At 39.8% G+C, this 17,440-nt stretch carries 20 protein-coding genes; 19 read left to right on the plus strand and 1 reads right to left on the minus strand.

Annotated elements, in window-relative coordinates; genetic code table 11:
- Positions 1-16: 16 nt before the first annotated feature.
- From EO127_RS00665 to bioA, 7 genes are all read left to right on the plus strand, one after another.
- Positions 17-1,141 (plus strand): L-threonylcarbamoyladenylate synthase, encoded by a 1,125-nt coding sequence (locus EO127_RS00665; protein WP_127447588.1) that lies wholly within the window; start codon positions 17-19, stop codon positions 1,139-1,141.
- Positions 1,142-1,225: 84 nt separating this feature from the next.
- A complete protein-coding gene (locus EO127_RS00670) occupies positions 1,226-1,669 on the plus strand; it encodes a low molecular weight protein arginine phosphatase (RefSeq protein WP_127447589.1) in 444 nt (147 codons plus the stop codon).
- Positions 1,670-1,843: 174 nt separating this feature from the next.
- Positions 1,844-2,281 (plus strand): ribose 5-phosphate isomerase B, encoded by a 438-nt coding sequence (gene rpiB, locus EO127_RS00675; RefSeq protein ID WP_062402539.1) that lies wholly within the window; start codon positions 1,844-1,846, stop codon positions 2,279-2,281.
- Between the two features lie 172 nt (positions 2,282-2,453).
- Positions 2,454-3,215, plus strand: coding sequence for a 5'/3'-nucleotidase SurE (gene surE / locus EO127_RS00680; RefSeq protein ID WP_127447590.1), 762 nt, complete (start codon positions 2,454-2,456; stop codon positions 3,213-3,215).
- 265 nt (positions 3,216-3,480) lie between these two features.
- Positions 3,481-4,047, plus strand: coding sequence for a biotin transporter BioY (locus EO127_RS00685; RefSeq protein WP_127447591.1), 567 nt, complete (start codon positions 3,481-3,483; stop codon positions 4,045-4,047).
- A gap of 109 nt (positions 4,048-4,156) precedes the next feature.
- Positions 4,157-4,861, plus strand: coding sequence for a dethiobiotin synthase (bioD, locus tag EO127_RS00690; protein WP_127447592.1), 705 nt, complete (start codon positions 4,157-4,159; stop codon positions 4,859-4,861).
- A 235-nt stretch (positions 4,862-5,096) separates the two neighbouring features.
- Positions 5,097-6,443: an adenosylmethionine--8-amino-7-oxononanoate transaminase gene (gene bioA / locus EO127_RS00695; protein ID WP_127447593.1), complete on the plus strand. Its 1,347-nt coding sequence runs from the start codon at positions 5,097-5,099 to the stop codon at positions 6,441-6,443.
- Positions 6,444-6,680: 237 nt separating this feature from the next.
- Here the strand turns inward: bioA and EO127_RS00700 are convergent, their stop codons facing one another.
- Complete coding sequence (locus EO127_RS00700) at positions 6,681-8,417, minus strand: NFACT family protein (RefSeq protein ID WP_127447594.1); 1,737 nt, start codon at positions 8,415-8,417, stop codon at positions 6,681-6,683.
- 218 nt (positions 8,418-8,635) lie between these two features.
- Here EO127_RS00700 and EO127_RS00705 point away from each other — a divergent pair, with 218 nt between their 5' ends.
- The 12 genes from EO127_RS00705 to EO127_RS00760 all read left to right on the plus strand — a co-directional run bounded on the left by EO127_RS00705 (position 8,636) and on the right by EO127_RS00760 (position 17,416).
- Entirely contained in the window at positions 8,636-9,517 is an 882-nt protein-coding gene (locus EO127_RS00705; protein ID WP_127447595.1) for a YicC/YloC family endoribonuclease, read from the plus strand.
- Positions 9,518-9,541: 24 nt separating this feature from the next.
- Positions 9,542-10,174 carry a guanylate kinase gene (gene gmk, locus EO127_RS00710; RefSeq protein WP_126938772.1) on the plus strand — a complete coding sequence of 211 codons (633 nt, stop codon included), beginning with the start codon at positions 9,542-9,544 and terminating at the stop codon, positions 10,172-10,174.
- A gap of 30 nt (positions 10,175-10,204) precedes the next feature.
- Positions 10,205-10,417, plus strand: coding sequence for a DNA-directed RNA polymerase subunit omega (gene rpoZ, locus EO127_RS00715; protein WP_009354099.1), 213 nt, complete (start codon positions 10,205-10,207; stop codon positions 10,415-10,417).
- A 180-nt stretch (positions 10,418-10,597) separates the two neighbouring features.
- Complete coding sequence (locus tag EO127_RS00720) at positions 10,598-11,092, plus strand: YajQ family cyclic di-GMP-binding protein (protein ID WP_062402554.1); 495 nt, start codon at positions 10,598-10,600, stop codon at positions 11,090-11,092.
- Between the two features lie 54 nt (positions 11,093-11,146).
- Entirely contained in the window at positions 11,147-12,265 is a 1,119-nt protein-coding gene (gene cbiD / locus EO127_RS00725; RefSeq protein WP_127447596.1) for a cobalt-precorrin-5B (C(1))-methyltransferase CbiD, read from the plus strand.
- On the plus strand, positions 12,241-12,867 hold the full coding sequence (gene cbiE / locus EO127_RS00730; protein WP_127447597.1) for a precorrin-6y C5,15-methyltransferase (decarboxylating) subunit CbiE: 627 nt from the start codon (positions 12,241-12,243) through the stop codon (positions 12,865-12,867). The genes cbiD and cbiE overlap by 25 nt, the downstream gene beginning before the upstream one ends.
- Positions 12,864-13,445 carry a precorrin-6Y C5,15-methyltransferase (decarboxylating) subunit CbiT gene (gene cbiT, locus EO127_RS00735; protein WP_126938775.1) on the plus strand — a complete coding sequence of 194 codons (582 nt, stop codon included), beginning with the start codon at positions 12,864-12,866 and terminating at the stop codon, positions 13,443-13,445. The genes cbiE and cbiT overlap by 4 nt, the downstream gene beginning before the upstream one ends.
- A gap of 1 nt (position 13,446) precedes the next feature.
- Positions 13,447-14,205 (plus strand): precorrin-4 C(11)-methyltransferase, encoded by a 759-nt coding sequence (gene cobM / locus EO127_RS00740; RefSeq protein WP_127447598.1) that lies wholly within the window; start codon positions 13,447-13,449, stop codon positions 14,203-14,205.
- Entirely contained in the window at positions 14,205-15,305 is a 1,101-nt protein-coding gene (locus EO127_RS00745; protein ID WP_240645954.1) for a cobalt-precorrin 5A hydrolase, read from the plus strand. The genes cobM and EO127_RS00745 overlap by 1 nt, the downstream gene beginning before the upstream one ends.
- Positions 15,302-15,991 carry a precorrin-3B C(17)-methyltransferase gene (gene cobJ / locus EO127_RS00750; RefSeq protein ID WP_240645984.1) on the plus strand — a complete coding sequence of 230 codons (690 nt, stop codon included), beginning with the start codon at positions 15,302-15,304 and terminating at the stop codon, positions 15,989-15,991. The genes EO127_RS00745 and cobJ overlap by 4 nt, the downstream gene beginning before the upstream one ends.
- Positions 15,988-16,764 carry a precorrin-6A reductase gene (cobK, locus tag EO127_RS00755; protein WP_127447600.1) on the plus strand — a complete coding sequence of 259 codons (777 nt, stop codon included), beginning with the start codon at positions 15,988-15,990 and terminating at the stop codon, positions 16,762-16,764. The genes cobJ and cobK overlap by 4 nt, the downstream gene beginning before the upstream one ends.
- Entirely contained in the window at positions 16,751-17,416 is a 666-nt protein-coding gene (locus EO127_RS00760) for a precorrin-8X methylmutase (RefSeq protein ID WP_127061037.1), read from the plus strand. The genes cobK and EO127_RS00760 overlap by 14 nt, the downstream gene beginning before the upstream one ends.
- Positions 17,417-17,440 lie beyond the last annotated feature (24 nt).

A 17,440-nucleotide genomic window follows, 5' to 3' on the forward strand; every position in this document is an offset into this window, starting at 1 on the left:
AGAAAGGAGGCACGATATGGAAGCATTAGACTCTATTGAGACACAGGTATTGACTCCTGATGATGTGGAACTAGCGGGTACTTTGCTCCGAGTAGGAGATTTGGTGGCCATACCTACGGAGACGGTGTATGGCTTAGGAGCTAATGGGCTGGCAGCGGATGCGATGGATCGAATTTATGCAGCCAAGGGAAGGCCTTCTGACAATCCATTAATCTTACATGTATGCGACCAGTCTATGGTACATCGTTTAGTACGACATATCACTCCTTTAGAGCAAACCTTAATGGATACCTTTTGGCCAGGGCCATTGACGATCACCTTTGAAAAGTCTGCGCTAGTGCCAGAACGAGCGACTGGTGGACTTTCACGGGTGGCACTACGATGTCCAGCCCACGAAGTATGTCGTGAGATGATACGCATTGCTGGTGTACCTATTGCAGCACCAAGTGCCAATCGCTCAGGACGACCAAGTCCGACTACGGCAGAAGCTGTCCTACACGATATGAAAGGACGCATTCATGCTGTACTAGATGCAGGCCCCTGTGAAATTGGTGTAGAATCTACAGTAGTACAAGTAGAAGATGATACGGTAATTATCCTACGCCCCGGCGGTGTGACAAAAGAGATGTTAGAAATGGTGGCGGACCATGTGGTGTATGATACAGCCTTGCATGACCCTACAGAAGCACCGAAAGCACCAGGGATGAAATATCGCCATTATGCACCGGACATGCCTGTACAAGTTGTGGTAGGTTCCTTAGAGGCTGTGGTGAAATCCATAGAATTTAGTACTAATTCGAATGTATGTAAACGTATTGGACTATTCCTATCTCAACAAACTTGGGATTTGCTAGTAGAGACATTAGGTGCAAAATTAACCACTATATCTGAAGATACACATGCGAGGTACCTAGCTTCATTCGGGGTAGGTGCTGACACTCAAGATATTGTTGCGATTATTTATGGTGAAATAGCGGAGCCTGTATCTTTGGCAAATCAATTGTATGAGGGGTTGCTAGATTTCAACGAAAAAGATGTGGATCTACTCATTGTAGAAGGTTGTAAAAAAGAAGGTCTAGGAGTGGCTGTTATGAATCGCTTGGAAAAAGCTAGTGGCGGTCAAGTATATATCACTGAATAAGTTTTGAGTTGCGTTTCAATTAAAAATCCAGTGCTATTTAAAGGAGTATAAGAACTTTATATATCATCATAATAGAGGTAGTAAATGAATTTATTATTTGTTTGTACAGGGAATACCTGTCGCAGTCCCATGGGTGAAGGAATTGCCCGTGCTGTTGGACGTGACCTTGGTATAGAGGTGGCAACCCTATCCACAGGTTTATTTTGCGTGCCAGGGGCTAAGGTGAGCGACGAAGCTGTGGTGGCAGTTCGAGAATTAGTAGGCGAAGATATTAGCGAACACAGTTCTCGACCATTAAAAGTAGATTTTGTGAAAGCCGCAGATTATGTATTGGCTATGACAGAAGATCATAAAAAAATATTACTTCGCCAATTTCCTTTCGATAGTAAAAAAATTATGACTCTTGCTGAATTTGCTGGCGAAATAGGCGATGTAGATGACCCATTTGGGCAATCTCAAGAAGTATATACGAAAACAGCGGAACAGATTGTACGGTATGTACAACAAGGGCTTGCATTACATAAATAAGAATGTTCCAATTGTTTTATCAAAAAGATTGGGTACCATAGCATATAAAGAATACTATAATTGCTTGTATCTATACATTAACGATGTGGATATGTATCCACAATATAGGTGTACACAGATATATATTGATAAGATACTGTTTTATGAACTTGGTATTACATAAAGGAGGACAAAATGAAAGTAGCAGTTGGTTGTGATCATGGTGGATTTCATTTGAAAGAGGCTATTAAAGGCTTACTAGAAAAACAAGGTATTGAGTACAAAGATTTTGGTACATACTCTACAGATTCTATGGATTATCCAGATGTGGCAAAACCATTGGCAGAGGCAGTAGCAGCTGGTGAATTTGACCGTGGTATTTTGACATGTGGTACAGGTATTGGTATCGGAATTGCAGCGAACAAAGTAAAAGGCATTCGTGCTGCATTATGTCATGATACATTCTCTGCTCATGCTAGCCGTGAGCATAACAATGCAAATGTGCTCACTATGGGTGAACGTGTTATTGGTCAAGGGTTGGCATTAGATATCGTCGACATTTGGTTACACACCGAATTTGAAGGTGGTCGTCATGCTAAACGTGTGGATAAAATCTCCGCTATTGAAGAATAATATAAAATAATAATATCGAACAAAGTAACGGCTAGTCCTAAAATGGGGGTAGCCGTTTTTATGTTCGATGTATTTTTTGAATAATAATATTCGGTATCTTACAAATGTAGAAATATTACTTATTTTCCTATACAATAGTAGATATATTATTACTATGTAGATAGGAGACACTATGCATATTTTATTAACAAATGACGACGGCTTATGGGCCCCAGGGATACAAGGATTAGCACAGGAATTAGCGAAGCACCATCGAGTTACGATGGTAGCACCTAAGGTGGAGCAAAGTGCTAAATCCAGCTCGTTAACAGTGCAGGTACCAATCAGAGCAAAAGAGATGAGCGAAGACGGTGAAAACCCAAGAATGATCTTTGTAGAAGGGACACCAGTGGACTGCGTGAAGTTTTCTATATCTTATTTATTAAAAAATGATCGTCCTGATCTAGTTGTATCTGGTATCAACCATGGATTTAATTTGGGATCTGATGCAGTGTATTCAGGTACTGTGGGTGCCGCATTGGAAGGATTGATGTACGGCATTCCATCTTTGGCGCTATCTTTAGAAAAATATAGCGTTAAACGGATGGAGGAAATACTGCCTTTCATTACTGATTTTATCAAAGTCATGTATGAAGAAGGGCAATATCAAGGGTTATTGAATGTTAACTTCCTAAAAGAAGGTCCTATTGGCTGGGAACAAGTAAAAGTATTCCATCAAGGCTTTCAAGAGTATACTAACGTCATCGATGTACGGAAAGATGCCAAGGGCAGAGAGTACTATTGGATTGTAGGAGACCAAGGGTTTCAGAAGGAAGATAAACCTACCGATGTGGGACATATCAAAGAAGGATATATCTCTGTGGTGCCTTTGACGTGGAAACAAGAAGATACGGAGCAAATTTCTGTGGTAGAACAGTTAATTGCAAATAAATAGCGTGCAGTCATTAAAGTTTTACAACTCCGTGGAGGGAGTATTAACTTTTGGATATATTGACTATAGTATAATTATAAATCTTTGATGTATCTAATAATATACAAACGATCTATCTATCATGATATATGATAGGATAGGTCGTTTCTTTTTATTGTCAACTCCTAGTAATTATATTGGAGTTGACAATAAAAAGTAATAGTGTTTTAATACTACTTGAAAGACATTTTTTATCATCTTATGTTGTGGCTCAAGGGAGGGTCCTATCATGAAAGAAGAAACAAATGTAATAGGTACGATGAGTGCAAGACAGATTACGATGACTGCATTATTTGTGGCATTGGTAGCAGTAGGGGCGTTTATTAAGATTCCCATCCCGAATTTGCCATTTACCTTGCAATTGCTCTTTACTACATTAGCTGGTCTCATCTTAGGAAGTCGTTTAGGTGGCATGAGCGTAGCGATGTACATTATTCTTGGCCTTGTAGGGGTGCCGGTATTTACAGAAGGTGGCGGGTTCATGTACATCTTCAAACCTACATTTGGCTATCTTGTAGGCTTTGCTATTGGTGCCTTTGTGGCAGGTCGCATGATAGAAAATGCAGGGGTGGTTACTTTCAAAAAATTGTTAACCGCATCTTTTGTGAACTTACTTATCGTGTATGCTCTAGGTATGGTTTACTTGTATGAAATCATGGATTTATATCTAGCAAAACCAATTGGTCTAGAAACATTATTTATCTATTGCTTTGCATTGCCAGTGATTCCAGATATTTTTCTTTGCATCTTGGCAGCTTTCATTGCAAAACGATTACTTCCGATTTTAAAACGATAGTGAACATAACAGATTTGATATAAGGTGCATATACACGTTGGTATGCACCTTATGTTGATATTTGTGAAATTCACCGCAGGTGATGAAGAACGTAGGAAAGGACAAAATCATGACAACAACTCAAAGCCCAAAAGGCTTATATATATTAGGCACAGGAACAGATGTAGGCAAAACATATATCACTGCCTTATGGCTCAAAAAACTTCGTGAATCAGGACATGATGTGGCGTATTATAAAGCAGCTGTTAGTGGTGCTCCTAGCATTTCTGAAAGTGATGCAGGGTATGTGAAACAAGTGGCAGGACTTTCACAAGCAGATGAGACTTTATTATCCTATGTATTTGATGAGGCCGTATCTCCCCATTTGGCGGCTCGTCATGAAGGAAAATTTATCGATAGGACTGTAGTGAATCGAAATTTCTGTCACGTCGCTAACACACATGCATACACAACTGTTGAAGGTAGCGGTGGAATTATTTGCCCATTGCATGTGACAGATACAGAATTGTACATGCTAGAAGATGTGGTAAAGGATTTACAGCTGCCAACCATAGTGGTAGCCATAGCAGCACTTGGCACGATCAATAGCACGGTGTTGACAATTCATTATTTACAATCTAAAGGTATCTCTGTGAAAGGGATTATTGTAAACCAATATATAGGAAACCCTATGGAATTTGACAATTGTGTGATGATGGAACGATTGACAGGAGTTCCTGTGTTAGATCGAGTAGGACCGGGTGAAACATCATTACATATGGATGTGGACAAGATGTTAGCTTGCTACGAAGATATTGCGAATCCACATGCGTAAGTAGTTATGTAGGAGATATATTTTTTAAAGTAATGTAATGTTAGTGTGAAACTTTATTATAGAAGTTTACATAATTACGGATAGATACATATAGATACATATAGATACATATAGAAGATATATTATTGAAATGTATAGTTAATACAACTACTGATAGTGCTATATATGAGATATACATATCTGAAACATCGATTAAAAATTATATTATAAATGTACGAGAGGTATAGGTATACACATGAAAGATTGGGCAAAAAAGGATTTAGAATTAATTTGGCATCCATGTTCTCAAATGAAAGATTATGAAACATTACCACCGATTGTGATCGACCATGCAAAAGGTTGTTATTTATATGATGTAGAGGGAAAAGAATACATAGACATCATCAGTTCTTGGTGGTGTAATTTACTGGGTCATTGTCATCCAAAGGTAAACGAGTCGATTAAACACCAATTAGATACATTGGAACATGTTATTTTTGCGAACTTTAGCCATCGACCTGCCATCACTTTGGCGGAACGATTGAAAGAAGTGATGCCAGAAGGTTTAACTCGCTTTCATTTCAGTGATAATGGGTCTGGTGCAGTTGAATGTGCCTTGAAAATGGCGTTCCAATATCATTACCAAACAGGTCATCCAGAACGTCAAAAATTCTTATGTCTCAGTGAAAGTTACCATGGTGAAACTATTGGTGCTTTATCTGTAGGTAGTATGGATCTATTTGCCGAAATTTACAAACCAATGTTGATGGATCAAACAATCCACACACAAGGACCAGACTGTTACCGTTGTAATTATGGTAAGACTCGAGAAACCTGCTCCTGTGAATGTTTTGAGCACATGGAAAAAGATTTTGCTGAACATGGTTCCACTTTGGCAGCGGTTATTGTGGAGCCTTTGATTCAAGGTTGTGCAGGGATGAAAATGTATCCTCCAGAGTATTTACGTAAATTACGTGAACTTTGCGATCGTTACGGAGTATTACTAATCGCTGATGAAATTGCTACAGGCTTTGGTCGTACGGGTAAATTATTTGCCTTTGACCATGCAGGAGTATCTCCAGATATTATGACTGTTTCTAAAGCGTTGACTGGTGGATATATGCCGATGTCTATCACCGTAGTAGCTGAAAAAATTTACCAAGCTTTCTACGATGATTACCATACAATGAAAGCGTTCATGCATAGCCATACCTATAGTGGTAACCCATTGGGATGTGCCGCAGCATTAGCGGTGTTAGATACCTTGCGAGATGAGCATATTTTAGAACAAGCTGAAGAAATGGGTAACTATTTACATGATGCATTAGTGAAAGCCTTGGGGGATCATCCGAATGTAGGTGAAATTCGTCGCATGGGATTAATTAATGCCATCGAGCTTGTTACCAACAAAGAAACAAAAGAAGGCTTTGATGGCTCCTTGCGCATGGGCTATCAAATCTATAAAAAAGCGTTGGATAGAGGATTACTACTTAGACCATTAGGGAATGTCATTTACTTTAACCCACCATTAACAATTGATAAAGAGACCATCGATATTGCCATTGAACGAACAGTACAAGCCATGGCAGATGTGTTGGGGTAATTTGTGGTTATCAAAATATCATATTACAAGTATGGCAAATTACTGAAATTGGCAAAATGAATGCATTGTTATAATAATGCTATGCATAATGAATTAGAATAATAAAAAGGCTGTAAGCAAACAATACGAATGCTTACAGCCTTTTTCTGTAATGTGTATAAACTTTTATGTAATCGTTAAATATATTGTATATCTGAATGAATCAAAATATAACATGTTGAGATCATATACAAATAATCAATTGTTTTGAGTATTTTCCATATACCCCTCAGGTGCTTTAGGTTCTACTACAATGTCGTTATGGGTGGTAAAGATGACATAGCCCAACGGTGATCCAGGTGGCTTTTTAATGTGTTTCACTAGGGTGTAGTCTACGGTTACTTTAGAAGTATCTTTTCCTTTGCTAAAGTATGCAGCAATTTGCGCAGCAGCCTCAATCATTTTAATATCAGGCTCAACGTCAGACCGCAAGATAACGTGGGATCCTTGTATATGTTGTGTATGCAACCATAGGTCATTTGGTTTAGCCCAACGATTGGTCAGGTATTCGTTTTGCTGGTTATTTTGCCCCACATATACATCCCCATTAGGAATGGTAAAGTGCAAGAAATTATCTTTTTTAATCTTGAAAGGAATCGGCTTTTTGGATTGTCGTAAGATGCCTGCACTTTCACATTCGCTACGAATTTCTTGAACAGATTGTTTTGTCGTAGCTAAGGATAAACTGTATTGAATGGATTCCAAATAGGAAAGGCGCATAGAACTTTGTTCTAGTTGGTATTGACCATTCTTCGTACGATTTTTCATCTTGCGATATAGCTTATAATAGGCTTGCGCATTTTCTGTGATTGACAATGGAGGATCTAAAGGAATCGTGATATTTTCAGTATTATCAGATAAGACGTTTTGTACTGTTACTTCCGATTCATAGTGATGAGGCAAGTAGCTATAAATCATGAGTAGATCTCCATATGCTTTGTAGGTATCTGCTTTTGATGTATCATCGAGTTCAGCCTTAATCTTTTCGTGACGGCCTTCTTCTTTTTTGATGGCTGCAGAGATAATTTTTTCTAGCTCTTTTCCTGCTGTGTGGATAGCGCCTAGTTTTGCCACATCTTGTGAAAGAGCCTCGGAAATCGTAGCGTATTGTATGGTATCAACAATGGTGTGAGGGAAACTTTCAGAGATAGGTATGGGCGTTAATAAACGTTTGCCAGTAGCCGTGGTATATTGTAATAATCCTTGTGCGCTGAGTAGTTGAGTCTGCAAATTAGTAAGTCCATCGGTGATACTGCTAATGAGGTCCTCTGTCATCGGTGTAGTTGGTGTTAAATCCATGCGACAACATAGGTCATCTAATAGAACGGGACCGAAGCCGTTGAAGATGTGACGAATCGTATTGCCCACTGTATCTTGGGAGAAGGATTGTAGTAATTGCGTAATCTCTGGACCAGAGAATTGCATGAGGTCTACACGAGATGTATTGGGTGGCAATTCATAAGGTAATTTAGGTGCTACAGAACGAACACGGTTCATCAGTGGTGTAACATGAACAAGAGATTCTAAAATCATCCCATCTTGCACGAAGATACAGTTCGAATATTTGCCCATTAGTTCTACATAAATTTCATTCACAACGATGGAACCATCTAAGCCTAATTTGTCGGCTGTAATCCGGATAATACGGTCCCCATGTAATTGCTCGATATTTGTGATGCGAGCTCCTTCAATATGTTTACGTAAATACATAATGAGAGATGTAGGCTCCTTGGGAGCATCCACAATTTTGTCCGTGACATAGATAGACGGAGCGCTACCTACAGTAATTACTAAGTAGGGACTTGTGGTAGGCGTATTAATTTTTAAGAGTATACTTGTTTTATCTATCTGCTGAATGCGTTGAATCTGACCATTACCGACTTGGTCGTTCAGTTCACGTATTAATACAGATAATGTTAAACCATCTAAATTCATGAAAATCCTTTCGTTATAGGTATATCGTATTTTTAAATGCTATTACTCTAATAGTATACACTAATCTACTAATAGGAGATATAGGAAGTATTAGTTCACATTTAAGGAATTATATTTTATAACATATATCACTAAGTTCTATAAATGATAGTATTATTTTTGCGCCTACCGTGCTATACTGAAAGATAAGAAATAGAACGGAAGCGCGAGGTAAATCCATGAACAGTATGACAGGCTTTGGTCGCGGCATAGTGACTACAGAAACAGGAAGTTTCCAAGTAGAAATTAAAACAGTAAATACACGATATTGTGACATTACTATTAAAAGCCCTAAACAATTTAATGTATTCGAAGATAAAGTGAGACGATTGATCCAAAATGCTTTCCAACGAGGTAAGGTAGAAGTTGCTATTCTCTATAAAGAATCTGGTGAGCAAGAAAAAGACTTGAGTATGAATCGTGCTTTATGTGGACAGATTAAACAATTTTTAGTGGATGAAGGATTCTATACGGATGTGAAAGAGGTCCCTTTATCGGCGATTATGTCCATTTCCTCGGACTGGATCACTGTAGAAGAACCACCTACTGACGAAGAGGCAATAGGTCGTGCCTTAGAAGAGGCTACAAAGTTAGCTATAGACGGTGTTCTTGCTATGCGTGCTAAAGAAGGCATTGCCATGAAAGAAGATATTTCTTTACGATTGCAAGGTATTGAAACATTGTTCGCTTATATGGAAAGTAGAAGAGATGTGGCCCTAGCGCATCATGAAGAACGATTATTGCAACGAATTCAAACGATGCTAGATAAAGTGGGCGTAGACTTTCAAGAAGAACGATTTATGCAAGAAGTGGCGATACTTTCAGATAAAGTAGATATATCAGAAGAGATTGCTCGATTTGCCTCACATGTGGTACAATTAAAAGAAATCCTTGAGGAAGAAGGACCTATTGGACGCAAATTAGATTTCTTGTTACAAGAAATGAATCGTGAGGTCAATACGATGGGATCTAAGGGGAATGAAATTACAATTGTAGATACAGTTGTACAATTGAAAGTAGAGTTAGAAAAAGTAAGAGAGCAAATTCAGAATATAGAATAATATGTAAGTAGTACTGGAGTTATCATGTCTGATAAAGGAATATTAATCGTCATTTCAGGACCATCTGGGGCAGGAAAAGGCACGATTTGTGCAGAACTCCGCAAACAAATGCCAAACTTGGTCTATTCTGTATCGATGACTACACGTCAACCACGAGTGGGTGAAGAAGAGGGCATTAGCTATTTCTTCCGAGATGTAGATACGTTTGAAAAATTAATCAAAGAAGATGCATTCTTAGAATATGCAAAAGTGTACGATAATTATTATGGTACACCGAAAGAGCACGTGATGAATTTATTAGAAGAAGGCAAAAGTGTGATTTTGGAGATTGATATTCAAGGTGCTATGAAGGTAAAAGAATCCTACAGTGATGCGGTCTTTATCTACGTTGTACCGCCGTCATTAGATGTGCTGACATCTCGTCTGCATGGTCGTGGTACAGATGATAAAGAAGTAATTCATAAACGTTTATCGTTGGCTTGTTCTGAACTGGCTTTGGCACATCGTTATGATTATATTGTCGTCAATGATGATTTAGAGGATGCCATTGAAAGAACTGCATCTATCTTGCGTGCTGAAACGTGTAAAATCAGTCGCAACAAAGAAAAGATTCAATACATTTACAAACGATATAGCAATGAACAAGAACAACAATAATATAGTAAGTAGATAAAGGAGACTTTCATTATGATGGTAGAACCGCATTTAAAAGATTTGGAAAAACAAGTGGACAGCAAGTACACATTGGTCACATTAGCTGCTAAGCGTGCTCGTGAATTGACAGACGGAGACCCGTCCTTGGTAGGAGAAGTAGGAACAGAAAACCCTGTATCCATTGCTTTGTATGAAATCGCAGCAGAACAAGTAGGTTTCGAACGTACTAAAGATGGTGTGAAATAAGTTTACATTATGATTATAAGATGCCTAATGAATAGAGGAATCAAAACTGTATTCATTAGGTATTTTTTTTACGTATACTACATTCCTAAAAGCTATAATAAAAGGCACTACAAAGGTAGAAAATATAAGGGAAGTAGGGTATAATTAAACTGTTCATGTAAATATTTATTGGAGGTTTATATGGCTAAAGATTGTTCATTTGATGTAGTATCCGAAGTGGATATGCAAGAAGTAGATAATGCAGTAAATCAAGCGAAGAAAGAAATCGGTACACGGTACGATTTCCGTAATAGCAAAGCAGATATAGAACATGATGGTGACACGATTAAAATTCATTGCGATGATGAATATAAATTAGGTGCAATTATTGATGTATTAAAAGGTAAAATGGTAAAACGTAATGTGGCCATTAAAAATTTAGAGTATGGTAAAATTGAACCAGCATCTGGCGGTACTGTACGCCAAGTTGTGACTATCAAAAATGGTATCTCTAAAGAGGTGGCTAAGGATGTTGTTAAATTAATCAAAAACATGAAATTAAAAGTGACAGCTCAAATTATGGAAGACCAAGTACGTGTAGCAGGAAAAGATAAAGATCAATTGCAAGCAGTGATTACCATGCTTCGTGAACAAGATTTACCTGTGGAATTACAATTTGTGAATTTCCGTTCTTAATCAAATAAAGGAGCATCACCCAATGGATGCTCCTATTTTATCATGTGAGGGACTATGAACGTAGAAGATATGCGTGGTGGTTACACCACTGGTTCCTGTGCAACAGCAGGGGTGAAAGCTGGACTCTTAGCCCTAATCGAAGAAGAAATTGTTGACCAAGTTTCTATACGAAACCCGCAAGATGCTTTCATCGATGTACCTATTGCCAAGGTAGAAGTAGTATCCCCAACAGAGGCAATGGTAACAGTTGTGAAAGACGGCGGTGATGACCCAGATGTTACACATGGCACGGACATTGTGACTACGGTAACAGTCAATCAATCGGGCGCCATTACTTACGAGGCGGGATTCGGGGTTGGTACAGTAACGAAACCAGGACTAGCATTACCTGTAGGAGAGCCTGCCATCAATCCAGGTCCTAGAACAATGATTTCCTATGTGTTCGATGAACTAGTACCAAAGGGTATGGGAATCCATGTGAAAGTCTCTGTCCCAGCAGGAGAAAGCTTAGCTAGAAAAACTTTGAATGGCACCCTTGGTATTGAAGGTGGTATTTCTATCATTGGCACTACAGGTATTGTAAAACCTATGAGTGAAGAAGGATTCAAAAACTCCTTAGTACCGCAATTGCGAGTCATGAAAGAAGCAGGTTATACAACGGCTATCCTTGTACCGGGACGCATTGGTCAAGAAATTGCTAAGGAACAACTAGGTATTTCTATCAATCAAATGGCGGAAACTAGTAATTTTATCGGCTTTATGCTAGAACAATGTGTCAAAATTGGCTTTAAAAATATTCTCATCATTGGTCATATTGGTAAAATTATTAAGCTCGCTAGCGGTAGCTTTCATACCCATAATCGTATGAGTGATGGTCGTATGGAAACGATCGTTGCCTATGCAGCCTTAGAAGGGGCATCCCAACAGGTTTGTGAAGAATTGATGGAATGTCGCACCACAGAGGCGGCTATGCCAATTATAGAACGAGAACACTTGGAGGGCATTTATCAGCGTGTAGCGGATCGAGCGTCTATGCGTTCCATGCGATATATTGCACAAGATGCAAAGGTTGGTATTATCATATCTACCTTGGATGGCACTATACTGGCTGTCGATGAGGTAGCGAAACAAATAGGAGAAGAAGAATCATGGCACATACCTTGTATGTCGTAGGTATTGGCCCTGGGAACCCAGAGTATGTAGTACCTAGAGGATTACATCTCATTCAGCAGGCTAAGGTTTTGGTAGGAAGTGAACGGGCATTAGAAGATTTTGCTCAGCCTGGTCAATTAACCTTTCCCATAGCGAAATTAGCACCTATGGCTGAATGGATGGGACAGCAACTACAATCCAATGATATTGTAGTGTTAGTCAGTGGTGATACAGGATATTATTCCTTGTTGCCATACTTAAAAACTAAATTCCCCAACAATCCAATCGATGTGACGCCGGGGATTAGTTCTATGACATTTGCTTTTGCCAGACTAGGTGAAGTGTGGCACAATGCAGATTTAATGAGCTTTCACGGTCGTCGACCAGAAGAGAAAGATTTGTATTATGCAGAAGGGCGTAAGTTAGGATTTTTAACAGATCCTGAACAAAATCCTGCCTATATTGCAACATATTTAATCGAAGAGCATGGTTGGCCGAAGGATACAAAGGCGGCTGCCTGTGAACGATTGAGTTATGAAGATGAGCGTATTGAACGCGGTACATTAGAAGAATTACAGACATTGGAGGGCTTTGGGCACTCCGTAATGGTGGTATTAGGATGAGACATTTTTTTGGAATTGAAGACGAGGAATTTATTCGTGGCGACGTGCCCATGACGAAAAAAGAAATTCGCATGGTTGTTATGAATGAAGCTCGAATTGAAGAAGATAGCGTTGTCCTTGATGTAGGAGCTGGTACAGGTTCTATTTCTATTGAAGCTGCTTTAGGGGCTCCGAAAGGACATGTATATGCCATAGAACGCTTTGAAAAAGCGACAGATTTAATTCGTCAAAATCAAGAAAAATTTGGCGTGAAAAACTTAACGATTATTGAGGCAAAAGCGCCAGAAGGTATGGAAGATTTACCAGAATTAGACGCTGTTATCATTGGCGGTAGTGCTGGTGGTATGGGTACCATTATGGACGAAGCCACACGATTGTTAAAAGTGGGTGGTCGTCTTGTGGTAACAGCTGTTACTATGGAAACTGGCTATACTATTTTGAAAGAGTTAAAAGGTAGACCATACACGTATGAAGGATTTCAAATGCAAGTGAGCCGTTTCAGAAAGGCTGGCCCGTACCATTTATTAAATCCATTGAGCCCTATTTTTATCGTAACTGCAGTGAAACAGGAGGCATAATATGGCACAAGTACATATCGTGGGCGCAGGCCCTGGAGATCCAGAATTAATTACCCGTAAGGGGTATCGATTGGTACAAGAAGCAGATGTAGTCATCTATGCTGGTTCCTTGGTAAATCCAGCGATTTTAGAAGCTTGTAAAGAGGGTTGTGAGATCCACAATTCTGCGTCTATGAGTTTAGATAATGTGTTAGCAGTAACAAAAGCTAGCGTTGCAGAAGGTAAAACAGTAGTGCGCTTGCACACAGGTGACCCTGCCATCTATGGAGCCATCCAAGAACAAATGGATGCCTTAAAAGAAATGGGTATTACCTATGATGTAACACCTGGGGTAAGTTCTTTCTTGGCAACGGCAGCAGCCTTGCAACAAGAGTACACATTGCCTAATGTAACCCAAACTGTCATCATCACTCGCATGGAAGGCAGAACGCCTATGCCAGAAAAAGAAAAATTATCTATGTTGGCTAGCCATGGCGCTACTATGTGCATTTTCTTGTCTGTACAAATGATTGATAAAGTGGCAGCAGAATTAATTGAAGGTGGCTACGATAAAACGACACCAGTGGCTATCGTTGTGAAAGCATCTTGGCCAGACCAACGCATCATTCGTGGCACTTTAGAAACGATTGCTGATGTGGTGGCAGAAGAAGGCGTTATTCGCCAAGCTATGATTGTAGTAAGCCGTGTACTGGATACAGATTATGAATTATCTAAACTCTATGACAAAGGCTTTGCCCATATGTATCGAGATGCGAAGTAATGAAGATTGCTATTGTATCTGTTACAAAACGGGGCGCGACCCTTGGACAACAAGTACGCAGGGCTTACGTGCAAGAACATGTGGTAGATTGTTATGAAAAGGAAGATCGTGAAAGTGGAGACACAGCGATTTCTTTTTCTTCCTTGAAACTACATATAGAACAGTTGTGGAAAGACTACGACCGCATCTTATTCATCATGGCCACAGGTATTGTAGTGCGCATGATTGCCCCTTTTATCAAGCATAAATCAGAGGATCCAGCCATATTAGTCATGGATGAAGGTGGTCACTTTGTGATTAGTCTTTTATCGGGTCACTTAGGTGGTGCTAATGAATGGACTAGTGAGGTAGCAATGATTACGGGGGCTACACCAGTGATTACAACAGCTACAGACGTAAATCAGTTGCCTGCGCCAGATGTATTGGCCCGAAAAATTGGCGCTAAGGTAGAAGACTTCTCTATGCTTATTAAGGTGAATGCTGCTATCGTCAATGGAGAAACTGTCAAATATTATTTGGATAGTACCTTGGCAGATGACTTTGAACAAGCTGTGCAAGCACATCAAGTGGACTATGCTCTTTTTCACCCAGAGGAAGCATTCCCATGGGGGGATGAGCCAAAGGTTGTGATTACAGATAGAACCATTGATTGTATAGGTGTCACACTGGTGTTACGACCACCGACTATGACGGTAGGCATCGGATGTCGCCGTGATACACCGAAAGAATTGATACTTTCAGCGGTAGCAGAATCATTGCAAAATGTAGGACGATCCCCATTAAGTGTCAAAGGAGCGGCCTCAGTTATCGTAAAAGCTGATGAAATAGGATTATTGGAAGCCATGGAAGCACTAAAATGGCCTATCCAATTTTATACACAAGAAGAAATGGCCCCTTGTATTGAAGAGGCACAAATTATAGAATCAAATTTTGTTAAACAAACAATAGGAGTAGGAAACGTATGCGAAACGACAGCACTATTACTAGCGCAGGGGCAGGAGCTACTGCAACACAAAACAATATTTCCGAGAACAACCGTAGCCATTGCACGGGTACATTACAAGTCATCGGAATCGGACCTGGTAACCCAGAATTCATGACACCAGAAGCACGTGAAGCGATTTTACAAGCAGACCGTGTAGTAGGTTACATTACCTATTTAGATTTGATTAAAGACCTGGTAGCAGACAAAGTAACTGTAGGTACAGGCATGATGCAAGAAGTGGATCGATGTCAACAAGCTGTAGACTTAGCTGTAGAAGGTCATAAAGTGGTTGTGGTATCCAGTGGTGACCCTGGAGTATATGGCATGGCGGGTCTTGTCATCGAATTGGCTAATAAAGTGGCAGAAGAAAAACGTCCTCCTGTACATATCGTACCAGGTTTAAGCGCAGTGAACATGGCAGCAGCTGTGTTGGGTGCGCCATTGATGCATGACTTCGCCGTGATTAGCTTGAGCGATTTGATGACACCATGGGATTTAATTAAAAAACGTGCCGCACTGTGTGCAGAAGGTGATATGGTTATCGCTTTATATAATCCACGCAGTAAAAAACGTATCACCCATTTAGATGAAGTACGTGAATTGGTATTGAAACATCGTGACCCTAAAACACCAGTGGGGATCGTACAAAAAGCAGGCCGTGCAGGTCAACATATCATCATTTCTGATTTAGAACATTTCCACAAAGAAGAAATCGATATGCAAACATTAGTTATCATTGGTAATAGCCAAACATATGTGGAAAATGGTCAAATCATTACACCACGAGGATATAAACTGTGATCTGGGTCATAGCGGGCACATTAGACGGTCGTAACCTAGCAGTAGCTGTGCAAGAATATACAGGATTACCTGTGTTGGTGTCTGTAGTGAGCCAGTATGGGGCACAATTAGCATCCCATCCGGGCATTGAGGTGCATGAAGGGCGATTGAACCTAGAAGAGATGAAAGCTCTCATAAAAAATAAAGGTATTACGATGCTTGTCGATGCGAGTCATCCTTATGCAGCGATTGTGACAGCTACAGCGCGTGAGGCCGCAGCAGACATGGAGATTCCTTTCATTCGCTTTGAACGTAAAGAAGTGCCATTACCAGCATATGATAAATTACATCATGTGAGCAATGAGGAAGAGGCGGCTACTTTAGCAGGTAAGCTAGGTAAGGTAGTATATCTTACAACAGGTAGTAAGACTATGCATGTCTTTGCCAAGTCAGAGGCTCTACAAGATAAAGAAGTATGGACCCGTGTCTTACCGACGGCAGAAGTTCTACAAATGATGGAAGACTTAGGTGTATCTCCTAAGCATACCATTGCTATGCAAGGACCATTTTCTTATGAAATGAATAAGGTAATGTTCCAAGATACTAAAGCAGAGGTAGTTGTGATGAAAAACTCTGGCCTTGTAGGAGGTTCAGACACAAAGTTACAAGCTGCTATCGATTTAGATGTACATGTCATCGTCATCGATCGCCCAACACCGGCGAAAGGGGCATTGACAATTTCAACAGTAGAAGAATTTAAAACTCTATGGGAGGATTACGATGGATTACATTAAAAACCCGAAAGCAATTGAAGATAAAAGTATGGAAATTATCTATCCTTATGTGAAAGATATGGGATTTACTGACGATGAAATTCGAGTGGTATCTCGTACGATTCATGCGTCTGGTGACGTAGAATATGCGAAATTATTCCGTACTAGTGAAGGTGCTGTAGCGGCAGGTATTGCAGCTGTTAACAATGGCGCTCATGTGTACACTGACGTGGAAATGGTGCGCACAGGTATTTCTAAACCAGCATTGAAACTTCATAACAGTGAAGCACATTGCTTAATTCGTGATGAAAAAGTAGCAGAAATGGCAAAAGAATTAGGCGTAACACGCTCGATTGCTGCTATGCGTACATTCGGTAAACAATTAGAAGGCCAAATCGTGGCGATCGGTAATGCACCGACTGCTTTATACGAAGTATTGCGCCTTGCCTTAGAAGAAGGTATTCGTCCGGCTTTAATTATTGGTATTCCAGTAGGCTTCGTAGGCGCTGCAGAATCTAAAGATTATTTAGCAGAAGTATCTCCAGTTCCTTATATTACAATCCAAGGTAACAAAGGTGGTAGCTCCATTGCTGCATCCGTTGTTAATGCATTGTTCTACACAGATGTAAAACGTAATGACATGTTATTTGTAGAAGGAAAAGAAAAGAAATAATGAATAAAACGAGTCAAACACGCA

This window comes from Veillonella sp. 3310, from assembly GCF_003999875.1.
Classification (GTDB): Bacteria; Bacillota; Negativicutes; order Veillonellales; family Veillonellaceae; genus F0422.